Here is a 26795-nt window from a genome sequence, read left to right as displayed (position 1 = left end):
GCCGCCGGAGGAAAATGACAAGCTAGGTATTCTTCAAAACACCGTCCAAGTTACACAAGACGATCGCCGAGCGCTCACCACCATGTTTTATCCGATTATGCTGGTCTGCATCGGCTTCAGCTTCAGCTACGGAATGTCGATCTGGACCCGCCCAAAAGAAATGCCCATCCGCACAGCCTGCATACCAAGTCGAAGAGCTGACAAAGGCTCGATAGGTGGCAGCCTTTTCGGGAGTTGCATAGGACCTGTTCGAGGACATATCGACCATATCGGCATCCTTTCCTCCGCCGTGCACTTTATCCCCGTCACTGCAATAGTCTAAGGCAATAACATGATCCAAGATGCGAATCAAATTGTCGGCATCAAAACTATACTAATCCTCCCTTTTAATTGGCAAGTCATGGCAGGTATATTGCTCCCCATCGTTGACTAAATCCATAAAGAGGCAATCGAGCGGGCTTGGGCTAATACAAAAATGCCCCATCCTTTCGAGGACGGGGCAGTTTGGGTCGCAAACAGGTGTAACCTGCTCCTCCAGAGAAGCGGCAGGGGCATGATTCGACCATATATCTAAAGTTATAATGTTGCCTCATTCCAGACTATTATAAACATGCGTTAGCGCATGATCCAGTCACAATTACGAAAAAACATAGTTAATAACAAGTCGCTAGAGTCCGGGAGTTCAGCTTGTACTTATAGAACGGGACGGTTCAAAATGGGACTGTGAGATTTTGCGCCCGGTGAACTATGATCCGTTCGCCACACGCTCGCCTTAGCTAATTTCTGTCGGTCTTCCTTGCGAAGGAGGTCTGCTTTATACTAAGCGCAGCATGGATGCGTTGTAATCCGCCTCCCCTTCCACGCGCAATTCCACCCATGCGCGGCTCGGTGGTATGAGCGCCGCCGGAAACCAGCGCCAGATGTTCGGTTCAAGGAGAGATGTGGGTCAGCGCTGGGATGCAGGCCCCGTGCCCGTCAGTCGCAGCTAATCATGGCGTTGCGCAGCTCATAACCGGTCACCAGGCGATTCCACGCCAGGGAAGGTGGTCGGTCGAGATTCAGCCCAGGAACCTGCATCAACCTCTCCAGAAAAAGGCAGGTTTCCAGGAGGGCGACCTGCGCGCCTGGGCATCGATGCTCGCCATCGCCGAAGGACAGGCCGGCATTGCCATATTTGGCGCTGACATGCCGCCCCGGCACCACTTCGCAAGGACGTTCCCCAAAGGCGTCCGCGTCCGAATTCGCCGCGCGCACATCGACAGCGACTGCAGCGCCTGCCTCCGCGCCTTCCAGACCCGCGTCGCCTGGCAGGCTGCTCTGCATCCGCCGGTAGATGTAGCCCACGACCGGTTCGAGCCGCAGCAATTCCTCCAGCAGCGCGATCTTGCCGCTTTCATCGGCCGCCAGGAATGAAGCCCGCAATTCCTCGCGCTCTAGCATGTGCCACGCCGCCATCACGATGAACTCGCGCGTCGTTGCCATTCCGGCGGCGCCATAGACCAGGCACTCCGTCAAAATCTCCCGGCCATCATAACCCTGGTCGATAAGGTGGGAGATCACATCATCCTGCCGCTGCTTCTTGCGGGCGCGGATCGCGGGGGCGACGTCGCGAAAGTAAAAGGACAGTACCCGATATTGCGACCGCAAAAACCAGGCGAGCGCGCTCAGCTTGTTGCGGGGCCGGTCGAAGTCGCCGGTGAAGAAGGCGTCCAGGCGTTTCGTGAGGCCCGCTGGATCGCTATTGGTAAGGCCGACGATATGGCTTGCGACCTCTACCGCCAGTTCGAGGCTCAGCTGATCAAGCTGCGCGCGCTTGTCCCGCTGAAAGCGTCCGACCAAATTGTCGCTCAGCCGGATCATCAACTCGCGATAGTGGGTCGTCACGACGCGCGGGGTGAAGAAACGGGCGGTCGCGCCGCGCTGGACGCGGTGCGCCTCTCCTTCCAGGAAGAGGATCGGCTGGCGGGTGGCGCTGCCGATCCTGTTCACCTGCTCGGCCATGAACCCGGCCTGGTGCACCTTGTCGCTGCGCAATATGGTGCGCGCCTGCGCGAAGTTTTGCGTCCGGATGTTCGGAGCGACGGTGCCGCCCGCCTCCGATGCGGAAGCGGATTTGCGGTCGTCGCCACCGTGGTGAAAAGGGCAGGCGTCAGAACGGACTTCGGCTTCCATGAGCATGAACCTCACAGGATATGCGTCGCACGCAACCTACGCTCCTGGAGGGGAGCGTCAACAGCCGCTGGCAACGAGCTCGACTCCGGAGCCCCGGCGGCACAGGTTCGTCTGATTGCAAGATTGGCGCGGTCGGCGGCAAGTTCCCGTCCGCGACTCGAGCCATCCACCTATTGTTCCGATCCCTAAAAATGAAAGTCACGGCAGCGCAGCTACTTAGTGCGGGACCGAAACGAATCGCTGGTAATTCGCCTTATTGAGGTGGTAAATAGTCACGCTCGCTTTAGGAGCCACGACAATGGCCGAAAGCATTTCACAATATCATCGCAGACGCGCGGCTGAGGAAGAAAGCGAGGCTGATCTTCATGCCGATGACATTACTGCCGAGCAGCACAGACGTCTGGCGGCAGAGCATAAGGCGTTGGCAAAGGCGGCTGAAAACGCCGAGCGAGCAAGTGCGAGGAGATCTCGCGCATAGAAGGCGGCCGGGAATCCTTTGGCCTATTCCCTGGGATGAATGGGCGATCCCGATCGCTCCAATTATAGTGGTCGCACTCACCGCGGGTGGGGTTTTTCCTGAAACGGTTGGGGGGACGGAGAGATGCGATGGCTACCTTCTCGATCGACAACGACCGGGTCACGTCCGGCGTTCAGAACGTCGCTTACGACCAATCGGGTGGCGTTCAAACCCTCGCGACCGCAGATACCGGCAATGAGATAGATGTCACCCTGTTGGCTGGCGAACTCGATGGTCTTGATTCAGGATTTGAAACATTCCTGATCGGCCTTGGTCTTTCCGCCGCGCAGAAAAATTATGCGGTACTTACCGATGCGGCGTCGAGCAGTTCCACATTCATCCAGGTGACGGCTGATCCTGGCGAGACTTTGAACGACCTCAAATTCCTTGCCGATTCAACAGTCGCTCTTACCGGGATTACGACACTCGCTGGCGAAAGCCTTTACGTCCATGTCGATGTCACTGGAAATTATGCGACATTGTGGACGACCTCGGACAATAGCGGCCGCATCGTCGGCGCATTGGCGCTGACGGGCGAGACGATTGACAACGTCACCACCCATATCGCGAGCGCCGGGGTGCAGATGCTGTTCTTTGAGGCCATCAAGCACACGAACACGGCGAGCGCCGATGAAACATTGTCGCTAAGCGATGTGCTCCAGGTCGGCGTCGATACGGCAGTGTCGTTTGATTTCGATCAGTTGGATGCAGGCAATTTCCTGTGGGCCGCGGTCGGCACTGCTGGCGCGGCCATGCTGATTACGGGTCAGGACCTGAACGTGAAGGACAGTGGAAAGCCTTCTGCGATCGGCACGATCGAAAAGGGTGGAACTGATCCGAGCGATGCGGTGAATACAAGCAAGGCGACGGACACCACCATCGGTATCAATGCCCAGCATTTCGCGCCTACGAACAGCGCAGACGGCGCTACGGGCGTGTTCACTTTCGTGACCGGATATAAGCCGATCTCCGCCGCAACGCCGACCTTTACCGGGCAAAATGTCAAGCAAATCGACTATGACGATTATATCAACGTCAGCAGCGCGTCCGTCTTCATATCGCAGCTGACCGGCGGATCATCGGCCAAGATCCACTTCTCCTTCTTCGAAGCAGGCGGCGGGGGCGTCGATAAGGCTCCGGCCGACCTGTTGCCGGAGGAAGGCTATGCCGACGTTCCGGGCGCATCCTACAGCTACATCGGCAATCAGGACAATGATACGCACCTGACCGACGATACCGACGTTGCGATTGCAAGCGTCGTGATCGGCGGGTTCACCTGGAATTTCAATGACGCCAGCAACGGAACGGCCCAAGGTGGGATAACGGTCACGATCACCGGCAACGATGTGATCGTCGATGGTGCGAAGGCCAATGACCTCATCACCTTTACGGCGTTCAATGGCGCAAGCGCTGTAGATGGCACCTTCAATCGCATCGACATCCAGGCCCTGCAGGGCAGCGCGTCATTCGATATCGGCCATATCGATCTGACTTCGGGTGGCCTGACGGGCTTTGGCCTGGGTTCCCATCTTTTCGTCGATGACGACGGCCCTTCGCTGACGCCGCAAGCAGTGATTGGCGCAAACGATCTGAAGGTGGATAACGACCTCAGCGGTGGCGATCCATCGGTCGCCTCGAGTTCCTACGGGCTGTTGCCGGGCACGGACGGGCTGGCCAGCTATACGATCCTGGGACCCGAAGATAATGTCGGCGCCTTCCAATGGACCTATGACGACACATCGCACATGTCGATTACCGGCACCTATCTGGGCAAAGACCTTTATACTTTGGTGCTCAACAGCTCGACAGGCGGTTATACTTTCACCATGATCGATGAACTGCCGGGTTCGACATTGGATCTCAGCCCGGCCGAAGTTATCAAGGCAGGTTCGCCGGACAATCCCATTCTCGAGATCGGAGCCGCACAGAATGATGATTTCGTGCGGATGACTGCTGACAGTAGTGTTTCAGGCGCGAACGGCAATATCAACGAAAGCCACGGGTTCGTCGGCGTGGACAACGGCAATCTGGATGCCGGAGAGTCCTTGACCTTCACGCTGCACGAGGCAGACGGCACGCTAATCACCTTTGAGGGGATACAGATCGGCACCAAGTCGGCGCAGGGCGGCACCTATAGCTGGGTGGCGACGATAGCGGGAGGCGGCACCATTTCCAGTAGCGACCCCGGCCACACCGCGGAAGTCGTTGGGAAGAACGGAACGATCGATATTTCCGCCACCGATCTGGAGGGCGCGACGATAGAGTCGATCACGATCACCAAAATAAGCGGACCCGCCACAAAGATAGGAGTAGGCGACATTCACATCATCGTGCCCCCTGATGACGTGCAGCTGGGCTTTACCGTCGAATTGAAGGACGGCGATGGTGACGCGGCGACGCAGAGCTTCGTCGTGGATATCGACGCCAATAATGACGGCGTCTATGACGCGACAGTCAATGCCGCTCTGGCGCCCTTGGAACTGCTTGGGGTGCAGTCATTCAACCTGCAGTCACCATGGCTGACTTTTGTTTGAACATATGAGGAAGCTAGGCGGCGTTCATCCCTCAGCTGGACGCCGCCTTGTTTCTCGCCCGCTTAATGCGCCGCCTTCACGCCCGGTACTATTCGCAGCACGGCGTAGCCGGCGATTGCCGATGTCAGTGAACCGAGCAATATGCCGAGCTTGGCCGCATCACTCTCATGGGCATGCCCAGCGAAGGCGAGGCCGCTGATGAAGAGGCTCATCGTAAAACCGATGCCGCACAGCAGCGCCACGCCATAGACCTGCGGCCAGGTAGAATGGCTCGGCCGCTCCGCCCATCCCAGGCGGGACAGCAGCCAGATCGTGCTGAATATGCCCAGCTGCTTGCCCGCAAATAGCCCAAGCGCGATCCCCAGCGGCACGGGTGCGGCAAGGTCAGGCAACGCAAATCCGCTCAGCGACACGCCTGCATTCGCAAAGCCGAAGAGGGGAACGATCGCATAAGCAATCCAGGGGTGAAGGCCATGTTCCAGCCGGTATAGCGGGGAATGCCTGTCGTCCGGCGTGCCCGGCGTTTTCCTCAGCGGCACGGTCATCGCAACCGCAACGCCAGCCAAAGTCGCGTGTATCCCGGACTGCAACACGCAGAACCAGATGAAAAGGCCAATCAGCAAATAGGGCCAGAGGCTGTTAACGCCCGCACGATTGCAAAGCGCCAGTCCCACAAGCCCGCCCCCTGCAAGGGCGAGCGGCAGCATGTTGAGTTGCGCGCTGTAAAATAAAGCGATGATGAGCACCGCGATCAGGTCATCAATGATCGCCACTGCCGTCAGCAATATCTTGAGCGACCCCGGTATCCGCCGCCCCAGCAAAGCCAGAACGCCCAATGCGAAGGCGATGTCAGTGGCCGCCGGGATCGCCCAGCCGCGCAGCCCGGTCGCGTCTCCTCGATTGACCGCAATATAGATGAGCGCGGGCAGCACCACGCCCGCACCGGCCGCTACGCCCGGCAGCAGGCGGTCCGGCCATCGGGAGAGTTGCCCGTCCAACAGCTCGCGCTTCACCTCCAGCCCCACGATCAGAAAGAACAGGGCCATCAAACCATCATTGATCCAGTGCAGGATGCTGAGCCCCCCCGCCTCCACATGCAACATATGGAAATAACCGCCCGCCAGTGCCGAGTTGGCGACAAGCATTCCCGCCGCCGCCGCCGCCATCAGGATGATGCCGCCCGCAGCTTCGGCCGCAAGAAAGGCGCGCATCATCGAAAATGGGCGGCTGATCAGTGGCGTAACGCTCATGCAGCGGTCCTAACCGCCGAACAAGCTGCCCGCCACCCAGGGAAGCGCTAAAATATCATCTCACCGCGCTCTCCGCCAATTCCGCTCGCCTATCGCGTGATTTATGCGGCCATCGCGCGCTATCTGGGCTTCGGTTCGGCCACCGGCGCCGCGTGGGAAGGCGATTGGGAGGAGCTGAAACAGGATCTGGGCGCCATGTGCGCCGCCTTTCTGCTGTCGGCCGACTGAAGGGCGGCCCGCTAAGCGAGCGTGATCAGGCGCTCTCTTCGCCCTTGCTAGGCCCGTTGGGCACAGGCTGTATCGGCATGGGTTCCTTGAATATGTTCGTGACATAGGGATAGGGAATTTCGATGCCCGCGTCGTCGAGCGCGCGCTTGATGGCCCGGATTACGGCGTCGCGGCTCGCATGCATGTCGGAAGGTTTGGAACCCGCCCACCAGCGCACGGTGAAATCGACCGAGCTGGCGCTGAATTCCTGCGCGAAGATGTCGACAGGCCGTTCCTTGCTGACCTGTTCGACCCCCTCGACCGCCTTTCGCAAGACAGCGGCGGCCAGGTCCAGATCCGCATCATAGGCGATGCCGACCACGATCTCATGCCGCCGCTCTGCGCCGTCGGTCAGTATCTCCACCGGATTTTTGAACAGGGTGGAATTGGGCACGATGGTCAGTTCATTGGACAGCTTGCGCAAATGCGTTTCGCGCAGCGAGATATGCTCGACCCGGCCGATGATCCCTTCGCATTCGATCACATCGCCGATGCGCATCTTCTTGCGCACCATGATGATGATCCCGGACAGAAAATTCTGGAAGAAATCCTGAAAGGCAAAGCCGATTGCAATGGTCCCTATGCCGAGGCCCGCGACAAGGCTGGCGGGCGTCAGCCCCGGCAGCACGACCGTCGCCGCGATCAGCAACCCCACGATCCAGATCGCGATGGAAACGATCGTGTCGATCAGTTCCTTTAGGCTGGGACGCAAATTGACCTGAGCGGTCAGACGGTCGGCAATCCGCTTGGCATAGCGCGCGGCCAGCCAGGTGAGCATGATGATCGCCAAAGCGATGATGATGCTCGGTATCGCCGCGACAAAGCCTTGCCACATTCGGACAAGCTGCCGCAGCAATATATTGACCGTGTCCATCCGGAAGAAACGCGCTGCGGACCGCTTGGTTCGCAGTATGGCGCGGGTCAGGGGGCGTACTAATCAGAACGCCTCCGGCAGGGGGGCAAGCTCCTCAGGTCCCCGGCGTCAGCGTCAAGGTGATGGTGTCTGAGTAAGTGCCAGCAATCTTGCCGGAGGGCAGACCGCCGGTCAGATTGAGGATCAGCGGCCAGTTCATCCCCGCAACCCCTGCGCGGGTCTGGTTGGTGAGGCTTGTACCGTTCGAAACCGTCGTACCGTTGAGCGTCATCGTGTAAGGGATCGACGAGTTCGCCGGATAAGGCGAAACAGCGCCCGCGAGGACCATCTGATTGGTGTTCGCGGTTTGCACATTCACATTGATGGAACTGGTGCTCTTCACGCCCACCTGAAGCTGCTGCGACGTTGTCGTGAAATTCCCAAAATTGATCGTCTGCGGGCCCGCAGTGGTGATGCTAACTATCTTCGCGATAGTGACTGACGCGTTGAAGGCTGTTACTTCTAAATTGCTGCTTTGCGAATTTCCATTACCCGTCGTGTTTTTGAAACAGGAGATGGAATATGTCAAAGGCTCTGAATAGGCTGTTCCTCCTGTGAAATCACTTGTTGTGTTCGGGATAGTGAACGTAAAGTTGGCCGTGTTTGATGAAGCGAACAATATCAGTGCGCCCTCATTGTTCTGCACGAGATGGTGCGCTTCGTACACAGCTTGATTGCCACCAGTAGTGATATTGTAAATAGGGCCGTTTTGAGAAAGCTTGAGCGCTCCTGCGTCATTATCGAGCAGGATCAAACGAGCGGAGTCTGCGTTGCTGTCTAACCTGGTCACCGTCGCGGTGATCGTCTGCCCAGGATAATTTCCGTTGATCGGGTCGAATTGAGAAGAGCTGTTAAACGGCGAAAAACTCACCGTCGCGCAGTTCGCCGCCATCGCCGGTTGCGCAATTCCAAAGGCGAGCGCCACCCCCGCCAGCTTCGTCCACTTGCTCATCGCTCACCCCTTCTTGCTGTCACCGGATGCAGGTCGCCGACGCGAACGGTTCCGGTTGGATCATCCTGAATCTGAATCTCGTAAATCGTCGGCGGCTCGGTGGGCATTTCGATCCGCCACCGGCCGGGCCGCAGGCCCTGCGCGCCAAACTTGCCCGCGCGCGATGTGAAGATGGTCGTGGCGGGCCGCTTGGGCGCGCCAAGGTCAATCGCCTTGCCCGCCAGCAGCGATATCGGATCGCCATCGCTCCTCAACAGGCGGCCGATCACCAGCAGATGATAGTCCGACCCCACCGTCAGCTTGTAGCCAGCGCGATAGGGGGGCAGCAGGCCGACATTGCCCGCGCCCAGATCATATCCCGCGGGCGCTTCGGGTACGTCATAGATGAGCAGCCGCGGCGAATGGGCGCTCAAGCCCCCTTCCAACGCCGCGCCGAGCAGCCCCGACCGCGCATGTTCGCTCCTGTCCTGCGGGTCTAGCCGCACCGGCTTGCCGCGAAGGCTGCTGTGCGTGCTGGCGATCAGGAAACTGTCCTGAATGGGGCGGCCAAGCGCAAGCGCGCCATCCGCGAAGGCGAGGGAGGTGCCGACGCGCAAGGATGTGCGCATGTCCCGGATCGACCCGCCGCCCGTATCATAAGTGGCGATCTGGCTGACGCCCAGTTCCGCCCGGTTCGCCGTATAGGTGCCATTGCCGTTGAACGAGGCCCCCCTCGAATCGCGAGTGAGATCGAGGCTACCGCTCCACGCGCCGATCCCCCGCCCGCCGGAGCTTTGGAAAGTGGACTTGACGACGCCCCGGCTGTCCGCGTCCACCTGCCCATAGGAACGCCCGCCAAACCGCTTGCGCAATCCGAAGCGGATGAGCGCGCTATGTCCGCTTCGTCCGCGCTCGAACTGGATGTCGCTGACCAGCGACAGCCCCTCCGCGATGCCGATCCCGCCGCTCGCCCGCAGGCTGTAGCGATGTTCCTTCTGCACCCGGTCCTTGGAATATTGGCCGTCCAGCGTCAGAAACGCGTCTCGCCCGAAGGTCATCGAATATCCCGCCGACACGCGCATCGCCATGGGCTCGCGGACCAGCAGGACGCCGGGGATGGCGAAATCCGCGCTGCGCACTTCGACCAGACCCCGCAGCGACTGCGATCCTTCCCCGCTTCCCTCCTGGATCAGCTTTTCGAAACTGGCCGACGCCGCATAGCCGGTCCGCCCGTCCCGCTGGCTGACCGCGACTTCCGCGCCGATCAGGCCAAGGCCGCTGCCACCCAGCAGTTCCAGCCCCGCCTGCTGCGCATTGCGATCGGCCTGGAAGTTCAGCCCGGTGGTCAGCCGCTGGCTCAACCCTCGCCGCACGAAGCCCGACGCCGACCAGTCATTGGAATAGGCGATGCCCGCGCGCGTGGGCCGCGCATAAACGCCCGCAAAGGCGGAAAATTCCGTCAGCCCCGGATCGAGCAGCGATCGGTTCGAATAGAGATTGAACTCGACGAGGCGGCGCTTGCCCGTCTCATCCTCGATCTGCAGCCGGACATCGTTGGCGCCCTCGGCCAGCGGAAAGTCCTGCAGCGTGTAATTGCCCGGCTGCAGCAGCTTGCGCTCAACCGTGCGGCCGTTGACGATCGTTTCGACGGTGCTCGGCGCAAACAGCGAAAAGCTCTGCGATCCGGTCGACCGGACCTCTCGTTGCGGTTGGAGGATGCTGTAGATGCGCGACACGGACAGGCCGCCCACCGTCGGCGTACTCTGAAAACTCGTGCCGAAGGGCCGGACATCGCCCAACGCCCAGCGCATCGTCCTATCGATATCGTCATAGACCAGCCGCGTGCCGGTGCGGCGCAGCAGCGGTTCGCCCTCTCGCAGCGACAGATAGCCTTCGCCTTCCGCGACGACGCCAAACAGCCTGGCTGCGCCGTCGATCAGCGAAACCGGCGGCATCAGCCCCCGCTGCGGGCCTCGTTCAATAACGTCGATGGCCGACCGCAAATTGATATAGCCGCTCGCGCTCGCGGGCTGCAGCGTCTCGCCGCCTGCGTCGTTTGCCGCCCTCAGGCTCATTGCGCTGGTCCGCCGCGCCGTGACGGGAATGGCGAGGGACAGGGCCAGCTTCTGGCTGTCATAGCTGAGCAAGATTTTCTCGGCCGCGAGCTGCTGCGCGGTCACGCTGTCCGACGCGCCAATCGCCGCCTTGAGCCGCGCCAGCACATCCGGCTTCAGGATCGGCTCCAGCATCTGCATCAACCGTGGCGTCGCGACGGACAGGCTGTCATCGGGCGCTACCGCCAGGTCGATGTCGCCCAAATAGGTCGGGCCGTCCGTCACCGGCACGATGAAGCGCAATATGCGCTTGGTCGGGTTGATCTTGACCGGAACCGGCGCGGGCGCGACTTCAGCCGCCATCGCTTGAGGCATCGCGTCTGTTGCCAACGTCAATGCAACCCCCCGGCCCCTGATCAGGAGGGATATGGACGCGCCGGTCCGCAGCGCGGGATCGCGCGGCCCGGAAGCAAGGGCGAGTTCATTGCGCGCGCTCATCCAGCAGCGCGGCGCTGAACGTGCCGCCCTTCGGTGCGCCCTCGACAGGGACGGTGACGGTGCGGGTCTGGCCGGTGGCGACCAGGCCATAGCCGACCATCTGCTGGAATTCGGCCCCGCTGATCGTCTTGGAGAAGATTTCCGCCCCCGCGGCGTTCGTCTCGCTGATCTTCAGCCGGTGCTGGCTGATATAGCCATGCGCTTCGCCGCCATTGGCGACCTGCACGGCGATGGCGGGCTTGTCGCCTTCGCCCTTGGCCGCATCGACCGACTTGATGGTCAGTTCCGGCTTCTTGTTCGGCGACGATACGCTGACGAGCACCTGGAAATTATAGACGATCTGGACCGCCGACTGACCTTCGGGCAGCTTCACCGGCAGCTGGTTGACGCTGACATAATAATGTTTGCTCGTCGCTAGGTCGGGATCGCCGATCCACTGGACGCGGAAGGTCTGCGTCTGTCCGGCGGGGATCAGCGCCGTGGGCGGAGCGACCAGCAGGTCGTCCGCGCTGCCATTGCCTGGCTGGAACCCGCTCGGCGTGGGATCGAGCGCGGTGACCGTGATCTCGACCGGAAGCGGGCCTGCGCCGGTATTGGTGACCGAAATATTCGCGACCACGCCGCGCCCGGCGGTCTGCAGATCGACCATAACCGGCGAAACCGTGGTGGCCAGCGCCGACGATGCGCCAAGCGCACCCACCAGCCCGGCGGCCGCAGCGCCCAGGGTCAGGAAATTTCTGTAAAGGCGCATGTTCGAAAACCCCCGCAAGTCTCGACTAATTCGGTGACAGTGAAACGGTGATGGTGGCCGAATAGGGGCCATCCACAAGCTTGCTGCCGTTGCCGTTCGATCCGACGACGGACGTGAAGTTGTTCACCGTGACGGTGATGTTGCCTGCCTTGGCCGAATTTTGCGTCTGCGCGGGGCTGGTAAAGGTCGCGCCCGTTCCGATCGGCAGCGTTTCTGATGTCGTGACGCTCGCGGGTGTGAGCGACCATCCGCTTGCGGTGGCGGTGAAGTTCGCGGTCTGGCTTTGGCCGTTCGGAACGCTCACATTGGCCGGATTGCGTCGCAGCGCCTTGGCCGAGATTTTGATGCTCGACGGAGCGCTGCACATGACGTTGGGGATGGTCCAGCTTTTGTTGTTGAGACTGGTGTCGAGCTTGCCGTTTGCTCCGACCGTGGTGGAGATCGTGATCGGCGTGTTGTTGCTGCCTAGCGAGCAGCTGGAGCTGACCCGCCCGGTAACCGTGAATGTGCGTGGCTGGGGGGCGGCATGGGCGGGCGAGAACCCCGTCCATGCCAGAATGACCAATATAAATACTGATTTACGCACCATTCTTGATCCCCTCAGCACAGCTTTCTTTAAAGGCTGGGAGAAACGGTCACGGTAATCGAGCCGCTGTAGCTTCCCGCCAAGGGTTTGGCGCTGGCCGTCAGGTCATTCGCCGAGACGACTAGAGACCCCGACATCGCGCCAAGCGTCTGACTTGTGCCTTCGCCGAAATGCGTGCCAGCAAAATTGACGTCGGTGGTGAAGTCGATCGTCTTGGTGAAGTTCGACGGAGCACCCGTGCCATCGCCGATCTTCATGGCGGTGTGCGCAACGGTGATCTTGGAACCAGCGCCATTGCAGTAAACGTTCTGTGGCGCAGACGATTGGGACTGGCCCGAAGTGAGCGTGCCATCCGTTCCAGTAGCAATGCCGCTGCTGAACGTGATCGTGCCGTCGCTGATCGCGCCGCAGGTGGCAGCAACATCCCCTGAAACCGTGAATACACCAGCAGCCATCGCAGGCGTCGCGCCGAGGGCGGTGAGGGCCACCGCCGCCATCAGAATCTTCTTCATGCTCTCTTCCTTCTCACAGACTGATTGACATTTGGTGACCCGGAAAGGCCGGGACAGCAGCCCCCTGTTTGGAGAGCATGGCTGTGGGTGAGGATCGGGCGCGTCATGGCACGCTAGCGATCGAAACGGTGATGGTGTCGCTATAGCTGCCTGCGATCAGGCGCGGCGCGGGCAGCGACCAGCTGGCGGTGAGCGTCGCGGTCTTGTTGTTGGCTGTTTTTCCGTTTGAGGAAAGACCAGCGCTGTTGCCGGGCGACAATGCGCAGCCTGACTGACCGGCCACCAACTCCGAAGAATTGCAGGTCGCGCTCACGTTGCCGCCAACGTCCAGCGGAACGGTCATCGCCAGTGAATAGGGCACTGCATTGGTGAAGTTTGCCGGTGCAACGGTGTTGGTCTTGATCGCGCCATTGGCGGACGTCGCGTTGATCTTGAACCCGGCATTGCAATTGACGGTGGCGGTCCCGGTGACATTGCCGCCCGCGCTGAGATTGGCGGGTCCAAAATTGCTGCCCACCGTGATCCCGCAACCGCCCACGATCGTGCCGGTCGCGGTGATCGTCAGGCTTTGCGCCTTCGCCGATGCAGACGCGCTGAAAGCAAGCGCGCACGCCACCATCGCCCCCTGAAACCGAGCCCCCACGCGCTTCCCCCCGAAATCGCCTCTGCGAATCTGATAAGTAAAATATAACTTACGATTTTCAGATGGCAATAAACCTATGACAAATGTCTTATCATCATCGTTCCAATTTGAGACTCTATTGGTTAACCTCGATCCAGTTTACTTGATACTTATGAACTATATCGTTAGGTATATTCAATGGAGTTGCTTTTTCACTCGTGCGTCGGGCCGTGGGTAATATTCCCTTAGATACAAGGGCATATCGCCAAGGAGGTGCGCGGCCGCTGGAGGGGTTGAACCATCCTATGCGACCCAGGCCATGGCCGGGTCGCAACCCGTTCAAATGCAGCGAGGCGCATTTTCTCGCATAGATCGATCGATTTTTTGCCACAGGCTGTGTAGCGGCCGGGAAGAATCGCATGGCAAGTATCGCAAGTGTGTGGAAGCGGCGCGTGAATGCTGCGGCGCGGGAGGCAGAGATTTCCAGTTGATTTTCCAGCGCTTTGGCTCCGGGCCAATCTCTGCCGTTCGACTCGAAGAAGCGTCAAATACTGATGTAAAAGAGGAGGCAAGCGACTGTTTTAGACTAGTAAAGATGGTCTCCTGCGATTGTTCAAAGCATAGGCATGCTCCATTCGGGACAAATCTGACCCCCGCTCCGGCTCTGTTGAAGTCTATGGGGCGCCCCGCCAGCACATGAAGCTGCTTGGCCCGGCCCATTTGGATCGGTTCGTCGCAAGACGCGCTCTAATTGTCTGCACAAATCCAGAGGCGGTCCAGCCCGTTCATGTGGGAGAAAGGTTAACATGAACAGGCAGGACATTCATGGCGCTCATCAGCAGCGCCGTGGGGCATATTTTTGCGGATTTAAATGGAGGGGGTTCTGACAGCCGAATACGCCATTACGCCGGCGGCGGTCGGACGAAAAGCTGCGGTTATGCAGGCCCGACTAGTCGAATTTCGAAGGAGTAGCGTGATGAGTGCAATTTCCAAAAGCCCAAAATATCTGTTGATGCTTGCCCTGCTTGGCGGGGCATCGTCGGGCAGCCTTTCTGCGCAGACACAGGAGCAGCCGGCAGCCGACGTTTCGGCGACCGCCTATTTGGCCCCTGAGAAGAGTGAAGGGCCCGAGATCAAGGGCATTATTTCCGCGCGCAGCGGCGACAAGATGCAGGTTACCGCTGCCGATGGCAGCAAATCCGTGATCACGATCAATGACGCGACCCGGATTAGCGCGAGCAAGGGCTTTTTCGGCCTGAACCGCAGCAAACTCCCTGCAACCTCGCTGCTCAATGGCGTGCCCGTGACCGTCAAGACATTGCAGTCGGGCGGCGAGCTGGTGGCGAGCCGGATCAATCTTCAGAACAAGGATCTTCGGACCGCGTCGATGATCCATAACGGCACCGCGCAGGGCTTTGAGGAGCAGACCGCTGCCACTGCGGCGCTCCGCGGACGCATGGGCGAGATCGATCAATATAATGTCAAAAGCACGACAAACGTGAATTTCGACACGGGCAAGGCAGTGCTGTCCGAGCAGGCGAAGAACGACCTGTGCGCCGCGGCGACCGCTGCCGAGGGGATGAGCAACGCGCTGCTGCTCGTTGTGGGCTACACGGATTCCACGGGCGGTGATGAATTCAACCAGGAGTTGAGCGAAAAGCGCGCCGGCCGTGTCGTCAACTACCTTCAGCAAGCCTGCGGCTGGAAGCCCTACCGCATGTTGACGCCCACCGGCATGTCGGAAGCCGATCCTGTGGCGAGCAATGACACCGTTGAAGGCAAGGCCCAGAATCGTCGCGTTGCGGTGAATATCCTGGTCAGCAAGGCCGTTGACGGTTTGTAAGAGGCGCGCGGCGCCTCAAGGTCCTGGCCCAAGCCAATTTGGGTGAGGCGGCCAGTTCTTTGAACGGGCGTTGAGGCGAAACCGCGATGGTCTGGGGTGAGAGGAGGCGTAAACCTCCTCTCACCCCAGAGCCAGCTTTACTCCGCCGCCATAGACGTCATCCCCTGATGACTCGGCCGTGGGTCCTCGCTCACCGCGGTGGTCCATGCCCACTCACCCGCCTTGGGCGGATTGGTGATCCCGAACTCCTCGCGAATATCCTGTACCTGCCAGTCGAGATAATCGCGATAGGGGATTAGGAACAGGGGATGCTTCCAGTTCCGGCCCTGCGCAGCGCCGATATCCTCCGCATCCAGTTCGACCTTTACGGCTTCGGGATAGAAAAGGCCGCTCTTCATGACGGTCTTAGCTTTCAAATAGGAGCTGACCCGATTGAAGAAGGACGCGAGTTCCGGCACGAAATATTTATAGAGAGCTCGCATGTTCGCGGCGAGCAGCGCGACTTCGCCGGCGTGATTAGTCTCAAAGCCCGTGATCATATGTTCGATGTCATGGGTATGGGTCCGTTCCTTCATGTAGAAGTCGAAGTCTGTCTTGATCTCCATGCCCTGGAAGAAGTGATCCATATTATAGCCGCTGTTGACGACGAAATCATAGATCACCGCGCGAAGAGTGCCCGGTTCCGCGCCAGCAAGTTCCTCATTCTTGAACAGCGACACCTTCTTACCGTCGAGCCAGCTCTTGAATTCGGGCAGACGCGCCTTTTCCTCCTCGAACAGCTGGAAGATGCGGGGCCAATCCTCCAGTTCCATCAGGATCTTCACCACGTCGGGAATATAGGCGGTATTGGGCAGCTCCGCGCCATTCCGGCGCAGCATTTCCTGCGCAATCAGCGCGCGCAGTTGCGGATGGTTGAGATAGGGCGAAGAACTGATCAGGACGGAGCTGTCGGTCGTGATCGGCGGTCCTGATCCATTATAATAGGCAAAATCCGCGCTGCTTACGCGCGCTGAAATCTCGTTTTCCATCATCTCTCTCCTTCATTTCCGTCTTTTAAAATTTGAAGCCCAGCTCCACCCCGTACGTCCGCCCGCGCTCATAGCTTGTCACCAGTTGCAGCACTGGCGCTCCGAACGGATTATAATGTTCGTTGAAAAGGTTCTGCCCGAACACGGATAGTGAGACCTTCCCGCCGCCAAGCGGCATGTCCATCCAACCGATCCGGCCATCGACCAGCCAATAGGCTTTGGTGAAAGCATAGTTTTCCAGGCTCGCTATATTGCCGGACAAGTCCCGGAAAGGCGTTGAAACAAGCGGGGCCTTGCTGCGATAGCGGGCGTCCACACGTGCGGAGAGATGGCCGCCCATGCCCAAGTCTTCGCTGTCATATTGGGCAGATGCACGTCCCTGCCATTTGGAGGCGTAGGTGGTGCGGGCGACATCCGCGACATCGACGCCGTTCAGGATGAAGCTCTTATAGTTGAAGTCGGTGTAGCTAAGATTGCCGCTTAGCGTCAGCCCACGCACCGGCACGAGATCGACTTCGGCCTCGAAGCCCTTGATGCTCGCCTTGCCCGCATTGTCGAAGAACTGGCGGCCGTTGATGAAGTTCTGCGTTTGCAGGTCCTTATAGTCGCTATAATAGACCGCGACATTGGCGCGCAGGCGGTTGCCCCAGCTTTGCGTTTTCAGCCCTAGCTCGTATGCGGTCAGCGTTTCCGGCTTGTAGGGAATGCCGCTCAATATGCCGCCCGCGACATAGCCGGTCGACACCTTGCCATAGGCGGTCACGCGGTCGCTCGGCCGCCAGGTGACGATCGCGGCCCAGGTCGCCTTCTTGTAATCGACCTTATAGTCGCCAATGCCCAACTGCCCGCCTTGCCCACCGGCGATTGCGGTGATGCGGTTTTCGCGCTTGTCGATCGTGTAGCGAATGCCGCCGGTCAGATCGATCGTGTCCGTCAGATGATAGGTCAGCTGGCCATAGGCGGCATAGCTGTCGTTGATCGCCCGCGTGCGTGTGATGCCGCTGCCGAAGATGCTATCGAGCGAGGGATTGCTGTCCGCCGCATCGACAACGCCGTCGCCGTTAATGTCGAAGGGTAGCTGGCCCACCGGCAGGCCGGGAATGACGCCGACCGCGGAAGTATCGACGACCACGCCATTTGCCACCGGCTGGAAAATGCCCAATATGTCGGTTGCGGGTGAATTTTCATGGAAGTAGAAAAGCCCGGTCGTCAGGTCGATGGCGTCGGACGTCAACTGCAGCTGAAACTCCTGACTGAATTGCTTCTGGCTCGTCGATCGCGAGGTGAGAAGCGAGAAGAAGGAGTCGTTCGGTCCCGGCGCATTGGCAGGGTCAAGTACGCCCGCCACATTCCCGGCGAGCAGTGCCTGGAGCTGCGCGGTCGTGAAGCGCAGGCCGCCGGACGCCGCGAGGTCATAGATGTTCGGGTTCTGCCGGAACTTGCGATAGGCGCTGATGCTCTTGAGCGTGATCGCATCGCTAAGGGGATAGGTCAGCGTCAGGCTATGGCCCTGTGTCACCACATGTTCGGTACTGCTGGCGTTGGCGACGGTGGTCAACCGATCGGTCGAGATATTGGTGACGCCACCGAACAGCGGCTGCAAGGCGATGATCGGGCCCAACAGCTGACCTGAAGCATCAGGAATAACGCCGAAGCTCTGCACAGCACGGCCAGTTGCGCGCGCATCGGTATAGTCGAAGCGATAGTCGGCGGTAAGGTCGCCCAAGTCGAGGCGCGCAGCCACGCCTACGCCATCGACATTGCGCTCACCCAGCCGGTCGGCGATGCGCTGCACGCCGAAGGCCGGATCACGCTGACGCAGGTCGATCGTGCGGCCGCCCAGTAGGTTGCGGTAATCGCCTTCGATCTCGTCATGCAAATAAGAGACTTTGAGCGACAGCGGTCCGAATGCGGGCAGATCAACGGAGACCTTCGCCCGTTTCGCATCATAGTTGCCGTAGGAAACCGAGCCGCGCACGCCAAACTCCCCGGATGGCGCTGCGGTGACGAGGCTGATCGCGCCACTGGTCGCATTGCGTCCGAACAGCGTGCCTTGAGGACCGCGCAGCACCTCCACCCGCTGAATGTCCGACAGGTCGAATATCGATCCCACCGTCCGGCCAATATAGACGCCATCAAGGTAGATGCCGACCTTGGGATCGACTGCATTGTTTGACGTGCCCGACGCCACGCCGCGAATGATGATCGTGGGATTGGATTGCAGGCCCTGCGTGTTGATCTGAAGGCTGGGCGCGAGGCCCGCCAGGTTGCGGACATTGGTGACGCGAAGCTGGTCGAGCTGTTCCGCACCGATGGCGGTCACGGCCACGGGCACCTTTTGCAGGCTCTCCTCGCGGCGTTGCGCCGTCACGATGATGTCGGCCAGCTGCCCCTGAACCGCGGCCTGCGGGGCCGGGTCGGCAGTCTGAGCCAGAGCCGCTGTCGTGGCGAACGATGATATGCCCGCTAACGCAACGGCAATAGATGAACGCATGGCAATCCCCTTCCTTTCGTCGGGCGATGGCCATCCCTCGATACGGGCCGGGTTCTTTGAGGAACTCGGTCCCCGCCCGTTTTCGCACGCGTCAAACGCGTCCGATTACGGACGTTCGGCGGTTTGCCGCCATTATCTTCTTCATGATGCAGCTTGACCCGCGGCGCATGTCCGCGATCCCTTTCTGCATCCTCTCCTAATAGCTCCGGTCACAGCTCATGGCGTCGGTCCGGGCTACCTTCTTTGGACGTAGCGTGTCTTGAAATGATCCTTTCGTCAAGCGCGATCGGCAATCAGCGCGATTTGAGCGGCGCGACCGGGCAGGCAACCGCAAGGATGGCGTGCCATTCGCCGGGGAGGGCGGATGTGCGCCGGTCCGCCTGGGCGATCTCGCGCAACTCTGCGCGGAACCGCTCGATCCTCTCGGCCACGCGGGCAACCCCGACCGGCGATAATTTCACCGTTTCCACGCCAAAGATCGTGTCCGGGTCGCCATAGTTGAGCGTGAAGAACAGATGCTTCATATGCTGTTCGAAATGCCGCCGCATCGGCTCGCGCTGCCACACATGCGCGGGGTCCAGACGCGCGCGCAGCCTTCCGCCGGGGAGCCGGTCGATCAGCGCCAGCCTTTCCAGTCTATCAACATGCTGGGCGATGTGGTCGGCTGGAATGCCAAAGCCCTCTTCGGCCTCCGATACCGGCCAGCCGGTGACGATGATGAAGAAGATGGTGGACAGTTCCGGGCTGCTCGTCAGAGCTTTTTCCTGCGCCAATGTCAGCTTGTCGGACGAGCGATCGCGCACCGCGGCTTCCTCAGCGATTTCGGTGAGCGTCGTATCGGCTAGCGCGCAAAGCTGCGACAGCGTACGCAATCCAAGCCCTCGTCCGTGCAGCCACCGCTTGACGGTCGCTGTCCCGACCTCCAGCTTTTTTGCGACGTCGGCCTGCGTTAGCCCCGCGGCGCGCAGACGCCGCCGCAGCGCCGCCAGCAGCAGTTCATGTTCCATGCCGAAAGGGTCGTTGGACGGAGGCGCGGGGCTCATCAGATGATCCCCTTTGCCGCTGTACGGATGGCGTGGTTCCAGGTGCACGCTAAACTGGGGTCTGCGATGTTTGATCGCGGACATTTCCGGGATCGATATCCATCCCTCGACTCTTCGGCTGCACGGCTTTCGTGCAGCCGAAGCTTGTTGCCTCTCACCGCCATGACCTCTCCCTTATTGGTTGGCGGCCATGGTAGATGTTGTCGTGCAGCTTACAAGATCATGCCGTCATCAGAACTTGATACTGAGGCAGTCGTGCCATCAGCTTACCGCCGCACGGGCAAGCTTGTGGATGAGCGCTCGGTAGCTTTCGAGTTCGGCGGGGTCGGCCGGGTCATAAGCCCGTTCTTCGCCGATTTGTCCGCCGTTGCAGACATAAAAGAGCGCGCCGCCTGCCACGCTGTTCAATATGTGCATGGCGGATACAGGACGGAAAGCGCCTGAACTGACGCCCGCCGCGATCACTGTTTCAATGTCGCGCAGCGCGGTTTCGGAAAAGCGGACGGGATTGTCGCCGCGGGGGCGGAAATCGGCGATCAAGCGCTGGATGATCCGGGCCGCCGTGGGGCGGGACACGAGGAAATCCAGCCAGGCGTCGAGCAGCGCCAGGAGGCGCGCCATCGGATCATCGACACTCGCCACCCGCTTCAGCACGAAATCGTGCATCGATGCGAAGATGTCGGATTCCACCTCATCATAAAGCTGCTGCTTGCCGGGAAAATAATAGACGATCGAAGGCCGCCGGATGCCGACAGCCTGTGCCACATCCTCCAGCCGTGCCGCCGCATAGCCAAGATCAGCGAACACCTGTTCCGCCGCGTCCAGGATGGATTGCCGGGTGGCGTCCCCACGCGGCTGCCGCGCCACCTGCCTGCTTTCCTCCGCCACCGTTGCTCCTCTGTCCGGCCGTCGCGGCCATTCTGTTGAACCCTATCGGGCAAGCCGATCGGTAAATGCAATCTTCAATCTTGATATTCTACCGCCATGTAGGTAGGAAATCTACCAGGACGTAGAAAACGCCGCGCAAGAATGCGGTGAAAAGCCTGGTTTGAGGGAGAGAACATGCCGAATCACGTTATGGCCTATGCCATTCTCACGCCGCTGCTCGCATCGGTGGCGCTACCCGCGCTGGCGCAGAGCAGTGCGCCCGAGGGCATCGAAGAAATCGTCGTCACCGCGCAGAAGCGCGAGGAGTCGCTTCAGGATACGCCGGTTTCCATCGCTGCGTTCAGCGCGAAAGACTTAGAGGCGAAGGGGATCAGCGGCCTGACCGATCTGCGCGCCAACGTACCTGCGCTGCAGCTGACGCCTTTCCCCAACAATGCCGCGACGACACAGATCTTCATGCGCGGCGTCGGGTTGTCCGATGACCAGATCACGCAGGATGGCGGCGTCGCGGTGTATATGGACGGCGTTTATATCGCGCGCAGCCAGGGATTAGCGGTGGAAGTCGCCGATCTGGAACGGATCGAAGTGCTGCGTGGGCCGCAGGGTACGCTATATGGACGTAACGCCACGGGCGGCGCGATCAACTTCATCACCCGCAAGCCCGATCTTGGCGATTTTGGCTTCAAGGGGCAGGTGACGCTGGGCAACTATGACAATCGGCGCTTCAAGGCGGCGGTCAATGTCCCGATCGGCCAAACCATCGCCGCGCGGCTTTCCTATGTGAACCAGCAGCAGGATGGCTTCATCCGCAATCCGGGGACGGGTATAAAGCGGTGGGGCGACAAGGACCGGCAGGCGATGCGCGCCGACGTGCTGTGGCAGCCGTCCGACGCGTTCAACCTGCGCTACAGCTATGACCGGACCGAAATTGGCGACACGCCCGCTTATGTAGCCGTGTCTCCCTTGTTCCCGCTGGTGGCGCCCAGGCCCAAGGCGAGCAGTCCGCTGGTCCGCGACGTATTGCCCAACGACATCGTGTCACAGGGGCACAGCCTGATCGGCGAATGGGAGCCTTCCGATGCGCTGACGGTCCGGTCGATCACCGGCTATCGCAAGCTCTTCAATTTCCAGAACCAGGATTATCTGACTGGTGTCACCGGGCCCAATCCGCTGCAGAAGAATAGCAGCCGGACCAAGCAGGACCAGTGGAGCGAAGAATTGCAACTGGTCGGCGATGCGTTCGACGGCCTGGTGCAATATGTCGCCGGCTTTTACTATTTCACCGAAGAAGGCCGCAACTTCAGCAACAGCTACAGCCCACCAACGCTGACGCGCAGCTTCACCACCGCGACGATCAAGAACAGGTCCTATGCGGTGTTCGGTCAGGCGACGGTAACGCCCGATTGGCTGGACAGCCGGCTGCATTTCACCGTCGGCGTGCGCCAAAGCTGGGACAAGCGCGATGCCACCCTGGCACGGCAGACGCAGATTAATGGCGGGCCTATCACCAGCGTGCCGGGCGTTGGCGACGGCAGCCGCAAGTTCAAGGATTTCAGCCCGAGCTTCGTGATCGGCTTTGATGCTTCACGCGATGTGCATCTCTACGCCAAGGCAGTGAAGGGCTATAAAAGCGGCGGCTTCAACATACGCGCCAGTTCGATCGCGCGGTTCAATGAAGGCTTCGCTCCCGAAACGCTGTGGTCCTATGAAGCGGGCATGAAGAGCCAGTGGCTCGACAATCGTCTGCGCTTCAATGTCGCGGGCTTCATTTCCAAATATCGCGACATTCAGGTCAATGTGCAGTCGGACCCGACCAATGCGCGCATCACCGACGTGCTGAACGCCGGTAGCGCCACGGTGAAGGGGATCGAGATGGACCTGACGCTCGCCCCCACCCGCGCGTTGCGTGTCACGGCGAACTACAGCTATCTAAAGGCGCGCTATGACAGCATCATCAGCGCGACGGGCGCGGACATTTCCAGCAACTACCGCTTCACCAACGCGCCTGAGCATACGATCGCGCTGGATGTGACCTATGACTTGCCGCGGCTGCCGATCGGTCAGTTGACGGCCAACGCCAATTACACGGCGCAGAGCGACAAGTTCACCAATGCGACCATCAGCGGCGGCAAATATATTGTCGGCGACTATGGACTGATCAATGCGCGGCTGGCGCTGAGCGACATTCCGGGACTGCCGGGGGTGCGGGCCGCTGTGTGGGGCCGCAACCTAGCCGACAAGGAATATTATCTGATGCAGTTCAACATCGGCCGCCCCGGCGCGATCTTCGGTGAGCCGCGCACCTATGGTATTGACCTGAGCGTCGAATTCTAAAGGGAGGCGGGAATGAAGCACCGCGCGTTGCTGACCGGAGCGCTCGCGCTGCTGCTATGCGGCGCGAGTGACCCGGCCCGGGATTACTGGCCGGGAGCGCCTGATGTGGCGCGCACGGCGAAGGACTTTGCCGGGGGCAAGGATGAGTTCCGCTTCGCCGTCATCGGGGATCGTACGGGCCAGCACCGGCCCGGCGTGTTCGAGGATGCGCTGCGCAAGGTGAACGGACTGCGGCCTGACTTCATCATCAACATCGGCGACCTGATCGAGGGCAATAGCGAAGATCTGCGTCAAATCGATGCGGAATGGAAAGAGGTGGAGAGTGCGACGGCGGGGCTCGACATGCCCTTCTTCTATGTTCCCGGCAATCACGACCTGACCAATGATGTGCAGTTGAAGGAATGGCGCAGGCGGATCGGGGCGGACTATTACAGCTTCACCTATAAAAATGTGCTGTTCCTGGTGCTGAACACGGAAGACCCGCCGCAGCCCAAGATTGCGCGGCGCAAGCTGCTCGACGAATATGGCCCGCAGGCCATGGGCGAAGCGCTGCAGGCGTTGCAGGACGATCCGGAAGAAGCAAAAGCTTTGTTCGCGCGGGAAGCGCGGATCGGTGAGTTGGCGGGCAAGCTGAAGGCGTCGGAAAATGTCGCCTTCAGCCCGGCACAGGTGGCGCTGGTGCGGGCGGCGCTCGCGCGCAACCGCGATGTGCGCTGGACTTTCCTGTTGATGCACCGGCCTGCGTGGAAGGTGGACTCGCCCGCCTTCCGCGAGATTGAGGGGATGCTGAAGGGCCGCGACTACACCGTGCTAGCGGGGCATTTCCATAAATACGACCATCAGTTGCGGGCCGGCCATGACTATGTGCAACTAGGCGTGACCGGCGGCATGCCGGGCGGGCCGGCGAGCGACCCAGCCGTGCTCGACCATGTCATGTGGGTGTCCGTCGCCAAGGGCGCACCCAGCATCACCAACGTCCGGCTGGACGGCTTTTTCCCCAAGGAAGGGCCTGCGAGTTTAGCTTCCCGGCCCTGAATTTTTGAAGAGGATATTTGCGATGACTATTTCACCTGCTTTGGGAAGTCCCGGAACCGCTGTTGTTGTTACCGGCGGCGCGTCGGGCATTGGGCTTGCTTGCGCCGAGGCGCTGGCGGTGGTCGGCCGTGCGGTCGCGCTGTGGGACATTAACGGCGAGGCGGCGGAGGCTGCGGCGAAGCGGATTGCTGCGGAATATGGGGTCAAGGCAGTCGGGGTGCGGGTGGACCTGCGCGATCCTGCCGCCATCGGTCCGGCCTTGGACGCGAGCCGGGGTGGCATAGGTGCTTTGGGCGGGCTGGTGCATGCGGCCGGGACGGTCGATACAGCCTCGATCGACGGACTAACGGTCGAAAGCTGGGACGCGGGGATGGCGGTGCATCTGCGGTCCTTCGCCTTTGTGACCCAGGCGATCCATGCTGACCTTGCGGCGCAGCCGGGTTCGGCGATCGTCGCGATTGCTTCTATCAACGCGACGCTGGGCAATGCGATGAACCCGATCTACTCGGCGGCGAAGGGCGGCATGCTGTCGCTGGTGCGCTCCTTCGCGGATCGGCTGGCGCGCGATGGCATTCGCATCAACTCGGTGTCGCCGGGGCAGATATTGACGCCAATGATGCGTCCGGCGATCGAGGCGCTGCCCGATGGTTTCTTCGAAAAGCGTATCCTTCTTGAAAGGATCGGGGATCCCATGGAAATAGGGCGGGTGGTGCGCTTCCTGCTTTCCGAGGAAGCAAGCTATATCACCGCCAGCGAAATTGTGGTGGATGGCGGCAATATCTCATCCCAGCGAGGTTGATCATGAAGCGCGACTTTGTCCTGACAATCCTTGCGGCAATGCTTGCCGGATGCGCGGCTACGAGCGAGCGGCCGCTGGCGAGCGCGCCTCATGCTGCTGTTGGGCAAGTCGCGCAAAGTCCGTTCACAGCCGCCTCTGTCGAAAAGGGTTCCGACGGAAGCTATCGTGTCGCCTGGCAGGCCCCGGCTGCGAGCCGCGTTCGTGTTTATGCGGGAACGGACCCGGCCGGAAACGTGACCGGCGCTGTTGCGGCAGAGGGCGTCGCCGGTGGCAGCGCGGTCATCAAGGGGCTGGACGCAGCGCAGCGCTGGTATTTCACCCTGGTGCCGGATCGCGGCGCGCCGCTGACTGTTGCGGATAAGGGGCTGCATCTGGCGACCGCTCCCAATTTCAGGGACGTTGGCGGCTATCGGACCGCTGATGGGCATTGGGTGAAGCCAGGGCTTATCTTCCGGTCCGATCAGCTCAACCGGCTGAGCGACAAGGATCTTGCCGCTATCGATGGGCTGGGGCCGTCGCTGGTGGTTGATCTGCGCACGCAGTCAGAACGGGATCGCGAGCCGGATCGCATTCCGCCGCGCGGACGGGGGCTGGTGCTGGATGTGGCGGCCGATGCGAACGGAACGCTCGGCGGCGATATGCGCCAGGCGCAAGCGGCGATCGCCTCTGGCAAGGGTGCGGAGATGCTGGTCAGCGCCAATCGCGATTTCGTCACGCTGCGCAGCGCACGCGCGGCCTACAGCGCGCTGCTGCGCCGCCTGATCGATGGGGGGCAGGAGCCAATCATCTATCACTGCACCGCGGGCAAGGATCGCACGGGCTGGGCGACGGCGGTGATCCTGACGCTGCTCGGCGTGCCGCGCGAGACGGTGATGGCGGATTATCTGCAGAGCAATGCTTATCTGCGGACGAAGAATGACGCGACGATGAAGGCGCTGGCGGCGTCGGGCGCGGCGATCAACCCAGCCTTTCTGGAGCCGGTGCTGACGGTCCGGCCTGAATATCTGCAGAGCGCCTTTGATGAAGTCGATCGCACTTATGGCTCGATGGAAGCCTATGCGCGGGACGGGTTGGGCTTGACGGCATTGGACATCGCCGTGCTGCGCCGCAAATATTTGAGCGGCTCGCCAGGGTAAGCCTTCCCTATTTTCCTGTCGCAATCCCCCTCGGTTGGTCATAGTCTTTCCACTAACTCGAACCGGAGGGGGCCACGATCATGAGCCAGTTTTTCGATTATCTCCAATCCAAAGCTGACAAGGAAGATGTGTCGGACTGGCTCTTGGTCAGTCAGGAGATGATCGATCAGTTCGCCGATGCGACCAAGGATCACCAATATATTCATGTTGATCCTGAAGCTGCCAAGCAATCACCCTTTGGCGGGACGATTGCCCACGGCTTTTTGACGCTGTCGCTCTTGTCCTGTCTTTGCGCCGATGCGCGAGGGGACATCATTCCCGAGGGCGCGACCGAGATCAATTATGGCAGCAACAAGCTGCGGTTCCTGTCCCCTGTGCGGTCGGGCAAGCGCGTGCGGGGGCGGTTCAAGCCTTTGGAAATCGTCGAAAAGCGACCGGGGCAGATCCAGCTGACTACGGAGGCGACGGTGGAGATCGAGGGCGAGGATAAGCCCGCGCTCATCTGCGAATGGATTACTCAATTTAAACTTTGAACCAAAGCATCGCCCCGTCCGTTGCGTGCCGTAGAGACACAAAGCGGAAACAATC

22 protein-coding genes are annotated in these 26795 nt (G+C 60.4%); 9 read left to right on the top strand and 13 right to left on the bottom strand.

Translation table 11 applies throughout. The annotated features are described in order from the left end of the window. Positions 1 to 975: 975 nt before the first annotated feature. Positions 976 to 2172 (bottom strand): cytochrome P450, encoded by a 1197-nt coding sequence (locus EP837_RS15360; RefSeq protein ID WP_225870667.1) that lies wholly within the window; start codon positions 2170 to 2172, stop codon positions 976 to 978. 298 nt (positions 2173 to 2470) lie between these two features. On the opposite strand from EP837_RS15360, the gene EP837_RS21085 reads away from it, so the two are divergent. Together EP837_RS21085 and EP837_RS15355 are read left to right on the top strand one after the other, a co-directional pair. Next, positions 2471 to 2650, top strand: coding sequence for a hypothetical protein (locus EP837_RS21085; protein ID WP_156518633.1), 180 nt, complete (start codon positions 2471 to 2473; stop codon positions 2648 to 2650). Between the two features lie 128 nt (positions 2651 to 2778). Then, the gene (locus tag EP837_RS15355) at positions 2779 to 5223 is read left to right on the top strand and encodes a hypothetical protein (protein WP_066530522.1); all 2445 of its coding nucleotides are present in this window, start codon (positions 2779 to 2781) and stop codon (positions 5221 to 5223) included. 62 nt (positions 5224 to 5285) lie between these two features. On the opposite strand, the gene nhaA is transcribed toward EP837_RS15355, so the two are convergent. Next, the gene (gene nhaA / locus EP837_RS15350; RefSeq protein WP_066530513.1) at positions 5286 to 6473 is read right to left on the bottom strand and encodes a Na+/H+ antiporter NhaA; all 1188 of its coding nucleotides are present in this window, start codon (positions 6471 to 6473) and stop codon (positions 5286 to 5288) included. A gap of 96 nt (positions 6474 to 6569) precedes the next feature. On the opposite strand from nhaA, the gene EP837_RS21890 reads away from it, so the two are divergent. After that, on the top strand, positions 6570 to 6701 hold the full coding sequence (locus tag EP837_RS21890; protein WP_257784379.1) for a hypothetical protein: 132 nt from the start codon (positions 6570 to 6572) through the stop codon (positions 6699 to 6701). A 25-nt stretch (positions 6702 to 6726) separates the two neighbouring features. Here the strand turns inward: EP837_RS21890 and EP837_RS15345 are convergent, their stop codons facing one another. The 7 genes from EP837_RS15345 to EP837_RS15315 form a co-directional block, all read right to left on the bottom strand. Next, positions 6727 to 7614, bottom strand: coding sequence for a mechanosensitive ion channel family protein (locus EP837_RS15345; RefSeq protein ID WP_066530511.1), 888 nt, complete (start codon positions 7612 to 7614; stop codon positions 6727 to 6729). A 94-nt stretch (positions 7615 to 7708) separates the two neighbouring features. Next, positions 7709 to 8605, bottom strand: coding sequence for a hypothetical protein (locus EP837_RS15340; RefSeq protein ID WP_066530509.1), 897 nt, complete (start codon positions 8603 to 8605; stop codon positions 7709 to 7711). Beyond that, complete coding sequence (locus EP837_RS15335) at positions 8602 to 11136, bottom strand: fimbria/pilus outer membrane usher protein (protein WP_066530502.1); 2535 nt, start codon at positions 11134 to 11136, stop codon at positions 8602 to 8604. The genes EP837_RS15340 and EP837_RS15335 overlap by 4 nt, the downstream gene beginning before the upstream one ends. Continuing rightward, a complete protein-coding gene (locus EP837_RS15330) occupies positions 11120 to 11887 on the bottom strand; it encodes a fimbria/pilus periplasmic chaperone (RefSeq protein ID WP_066530493.1) in 768 nt (255 codons plus the stop codon). The genes EP837_RS15335 and EP837_RS15330 overlap by 17 nt, the downstream gene beginning before the upstream one ends. Positions 11888 to 11912: 25 nt before the next feature. Next, positions 11913 to 12476, bottom strand: coding sequence for a hypothetical protein (locus EP837_RS15325; RefSeq protein ID WP_066530490.1), 564 nt, complete (start codon positions 12474 to 12476; stop codon positions 11913 to 11915). Between the two features lie 26 nt (positions 12477 to 12502). Further along, the gene (locus tag EP837_RS15320; protein WP_066530488.1) at positions 12503 to 12985 is read right to left on the bottom strand and encodes a hypothetical protein; all 483 of its coding nucleotides are present in this window, start codon (positions 12983 to 12985) and stop codon (positions 12503 to 12505) included. 103 nt (positions 12986 to 13088) lie between these two features. After that, the gene (locus EP837_RS15315) at positions 13089 to 13628 is read right to left on the bottom strand and encodes a hypothetical protein (RefSeq protein WP_156518629.1); all 540 of its coding nucleotides are present in this window, start codon (positions 13626 to 13628) and stop codon (positions 13089 to 13091) included. A gap of 955 nt (positions 13629 to 14583) precedes the next feature. Here EP837_RS15315 and EP837_RS15310 point away from each other — a divergent pair. Further along, positions 14584 to 15450 carry an OmpA family protein gene (locus EP837_RS15310; RefSeq protein WP_066530484.1) on the top strand — a complete coding sequence of 289 codons (867 nt, stop codon included), beginning with the start codon at positions 14584 to 14586 and terminating at the stop codon, positions 15448 to 15450. A 137-nt stretch (positions 15451 to 15587) separates the two neighbouring features. On the opposite strand, the gene EP837_RS15305 is transcribed toward EP837_RS15310, so the two are convergent. The 4 genes from EP837_RS15305 to EP837_RS15290 all read right to left on the bottom strand — a co-directional run bounded on the left by EP837_RS15305 (position 15588) and on the right by EP837_RS15290 (position 20903). Beyond that, on the bottom strand, positions 15588 to 16478 hold the full coding sequence (locus EP837_RS15305; protein WP_066531659.1) for a Coq4 family protein: 891 nt from the start codon (positions 16476 to 16478) through the stop codon (positions 15588 to 15590). 25 nt (positions 16479 to 16503) lie between these two features. Next, on the bottom strand, positions 16504 to 18972 hold the full coding sequence (locus EP837_RS15300; RefSeq protein WP_066530481.1) for a TonB-dependent receptor: 2469 nt from the start codon (positions 18970 to 18972) through the stop codon (positions 16504 to 16506). A gap of 293 nt (positions 18973 to 19265) precedes the next feature. Continuing rightward, a complete protein-coding gene (locus tag EP837_RS15295; protein WP_066530479.1) occupies positions 19266 to 20015 on the bottom strand; it encodes a helix-turn-helix domain-containing protein in 750 nt (249 codons plus the stop codon). 261 nt (positions 20016 to 20276) lie between these two features. After that, positions 20277 to 20903, bottom strand: coding sequence for a TetR/AcrR family transcriptional regulator (locus EP837_RS15290; protein WP_066530477.1), 627 nt, complete (start codon positions 20901 to 20903; stop codon positions 20277 to 20279). 174 nt (positions 20904 to 21077) lie between these two features. On the opposite strand from EP837_RS15290, the gene EP837_RS15285 reads away from it, so the two are divergent. The 5 genes from EP837_RS15285 (at position 21078) to EP837_RS15265 (ending at position 26740) form a co-directional block, all read left to right on the top strand. Beyond that, positions 21078 to 23237 carry a TonB-dependent receptor gene (locus EP837_RS15285; RefSeq protein WP_225870666.1) on the top strand — a complete coding sequence of 720 codons (2160 nt, stop codon included), beginning with the start codon at positions 21078 to 21080 and terminating at the stop codon, positions 23235 to 23237. Positions 23238 to 23249: 12 nt separating this feature from the next. After that, positions 23250 to 24272, top strand: a complete 1023-nt coding sequence (locus tag EP837_RS20665) for a metallophosphoesterase family protein (protein WP_082919738.1) — start codon at positions 23250 to 23252, stop codon at positions 24270 to 24272. A gap of 22 nt (positions 24273 to 24294) precedes the next feature. After that, a complete protein-coding gene (locus tag EP837_RS15275; protein WP_066530472.1) occupies positions 24295 to 25071 on the top strand; it encodes an SDR family NAD(P)-dependent oxidoreductase in 777 nt (258 codons plus the stop codon). Positions 25072 to 25073: 2 nt separating this feature from the next. Further along, a complete protein-coding gene (locus tag EP837_RS15270) occupies positions 25074 to 26207 on the top strand; it encodes a tyrosine-protein phosphatase (RefSeq protein ID WP_066530469.1) in 1134 nt (377 codons plus the stop codon). Positions 26208 to 26287: 80 nt separating this feature from the next. Further along, positions 26288 to 26740, top strand: a complete 453-nt coding sequence (locus EP837_RS15265) for a MaoC family dehydratase (RefSeq protein ID WP_066530466.1) — start codon at positions 26288 to 26290, stop codon at positions 26738 to 26740. The last annotated feature ends 55 nt before the right edge of the window (positions 26741 to 26795 follow it).

It is taken from the genome of Sphingobium sp. EP60837, from assembly GCF_001658005.1.
Taxonomy (GTDB): domain Bacteria; phylum Pseudomonadota; class Alphaproteobacteria; order Sphingomonadales; family Sphingomonadaceae; genus Sphingobium; species Sphingobium tyrosinilyticum.
Note: the sequence above shows the minus strand (reverse complement) of the source record. Positions and strands in the feature narration are given on the sequence as shown.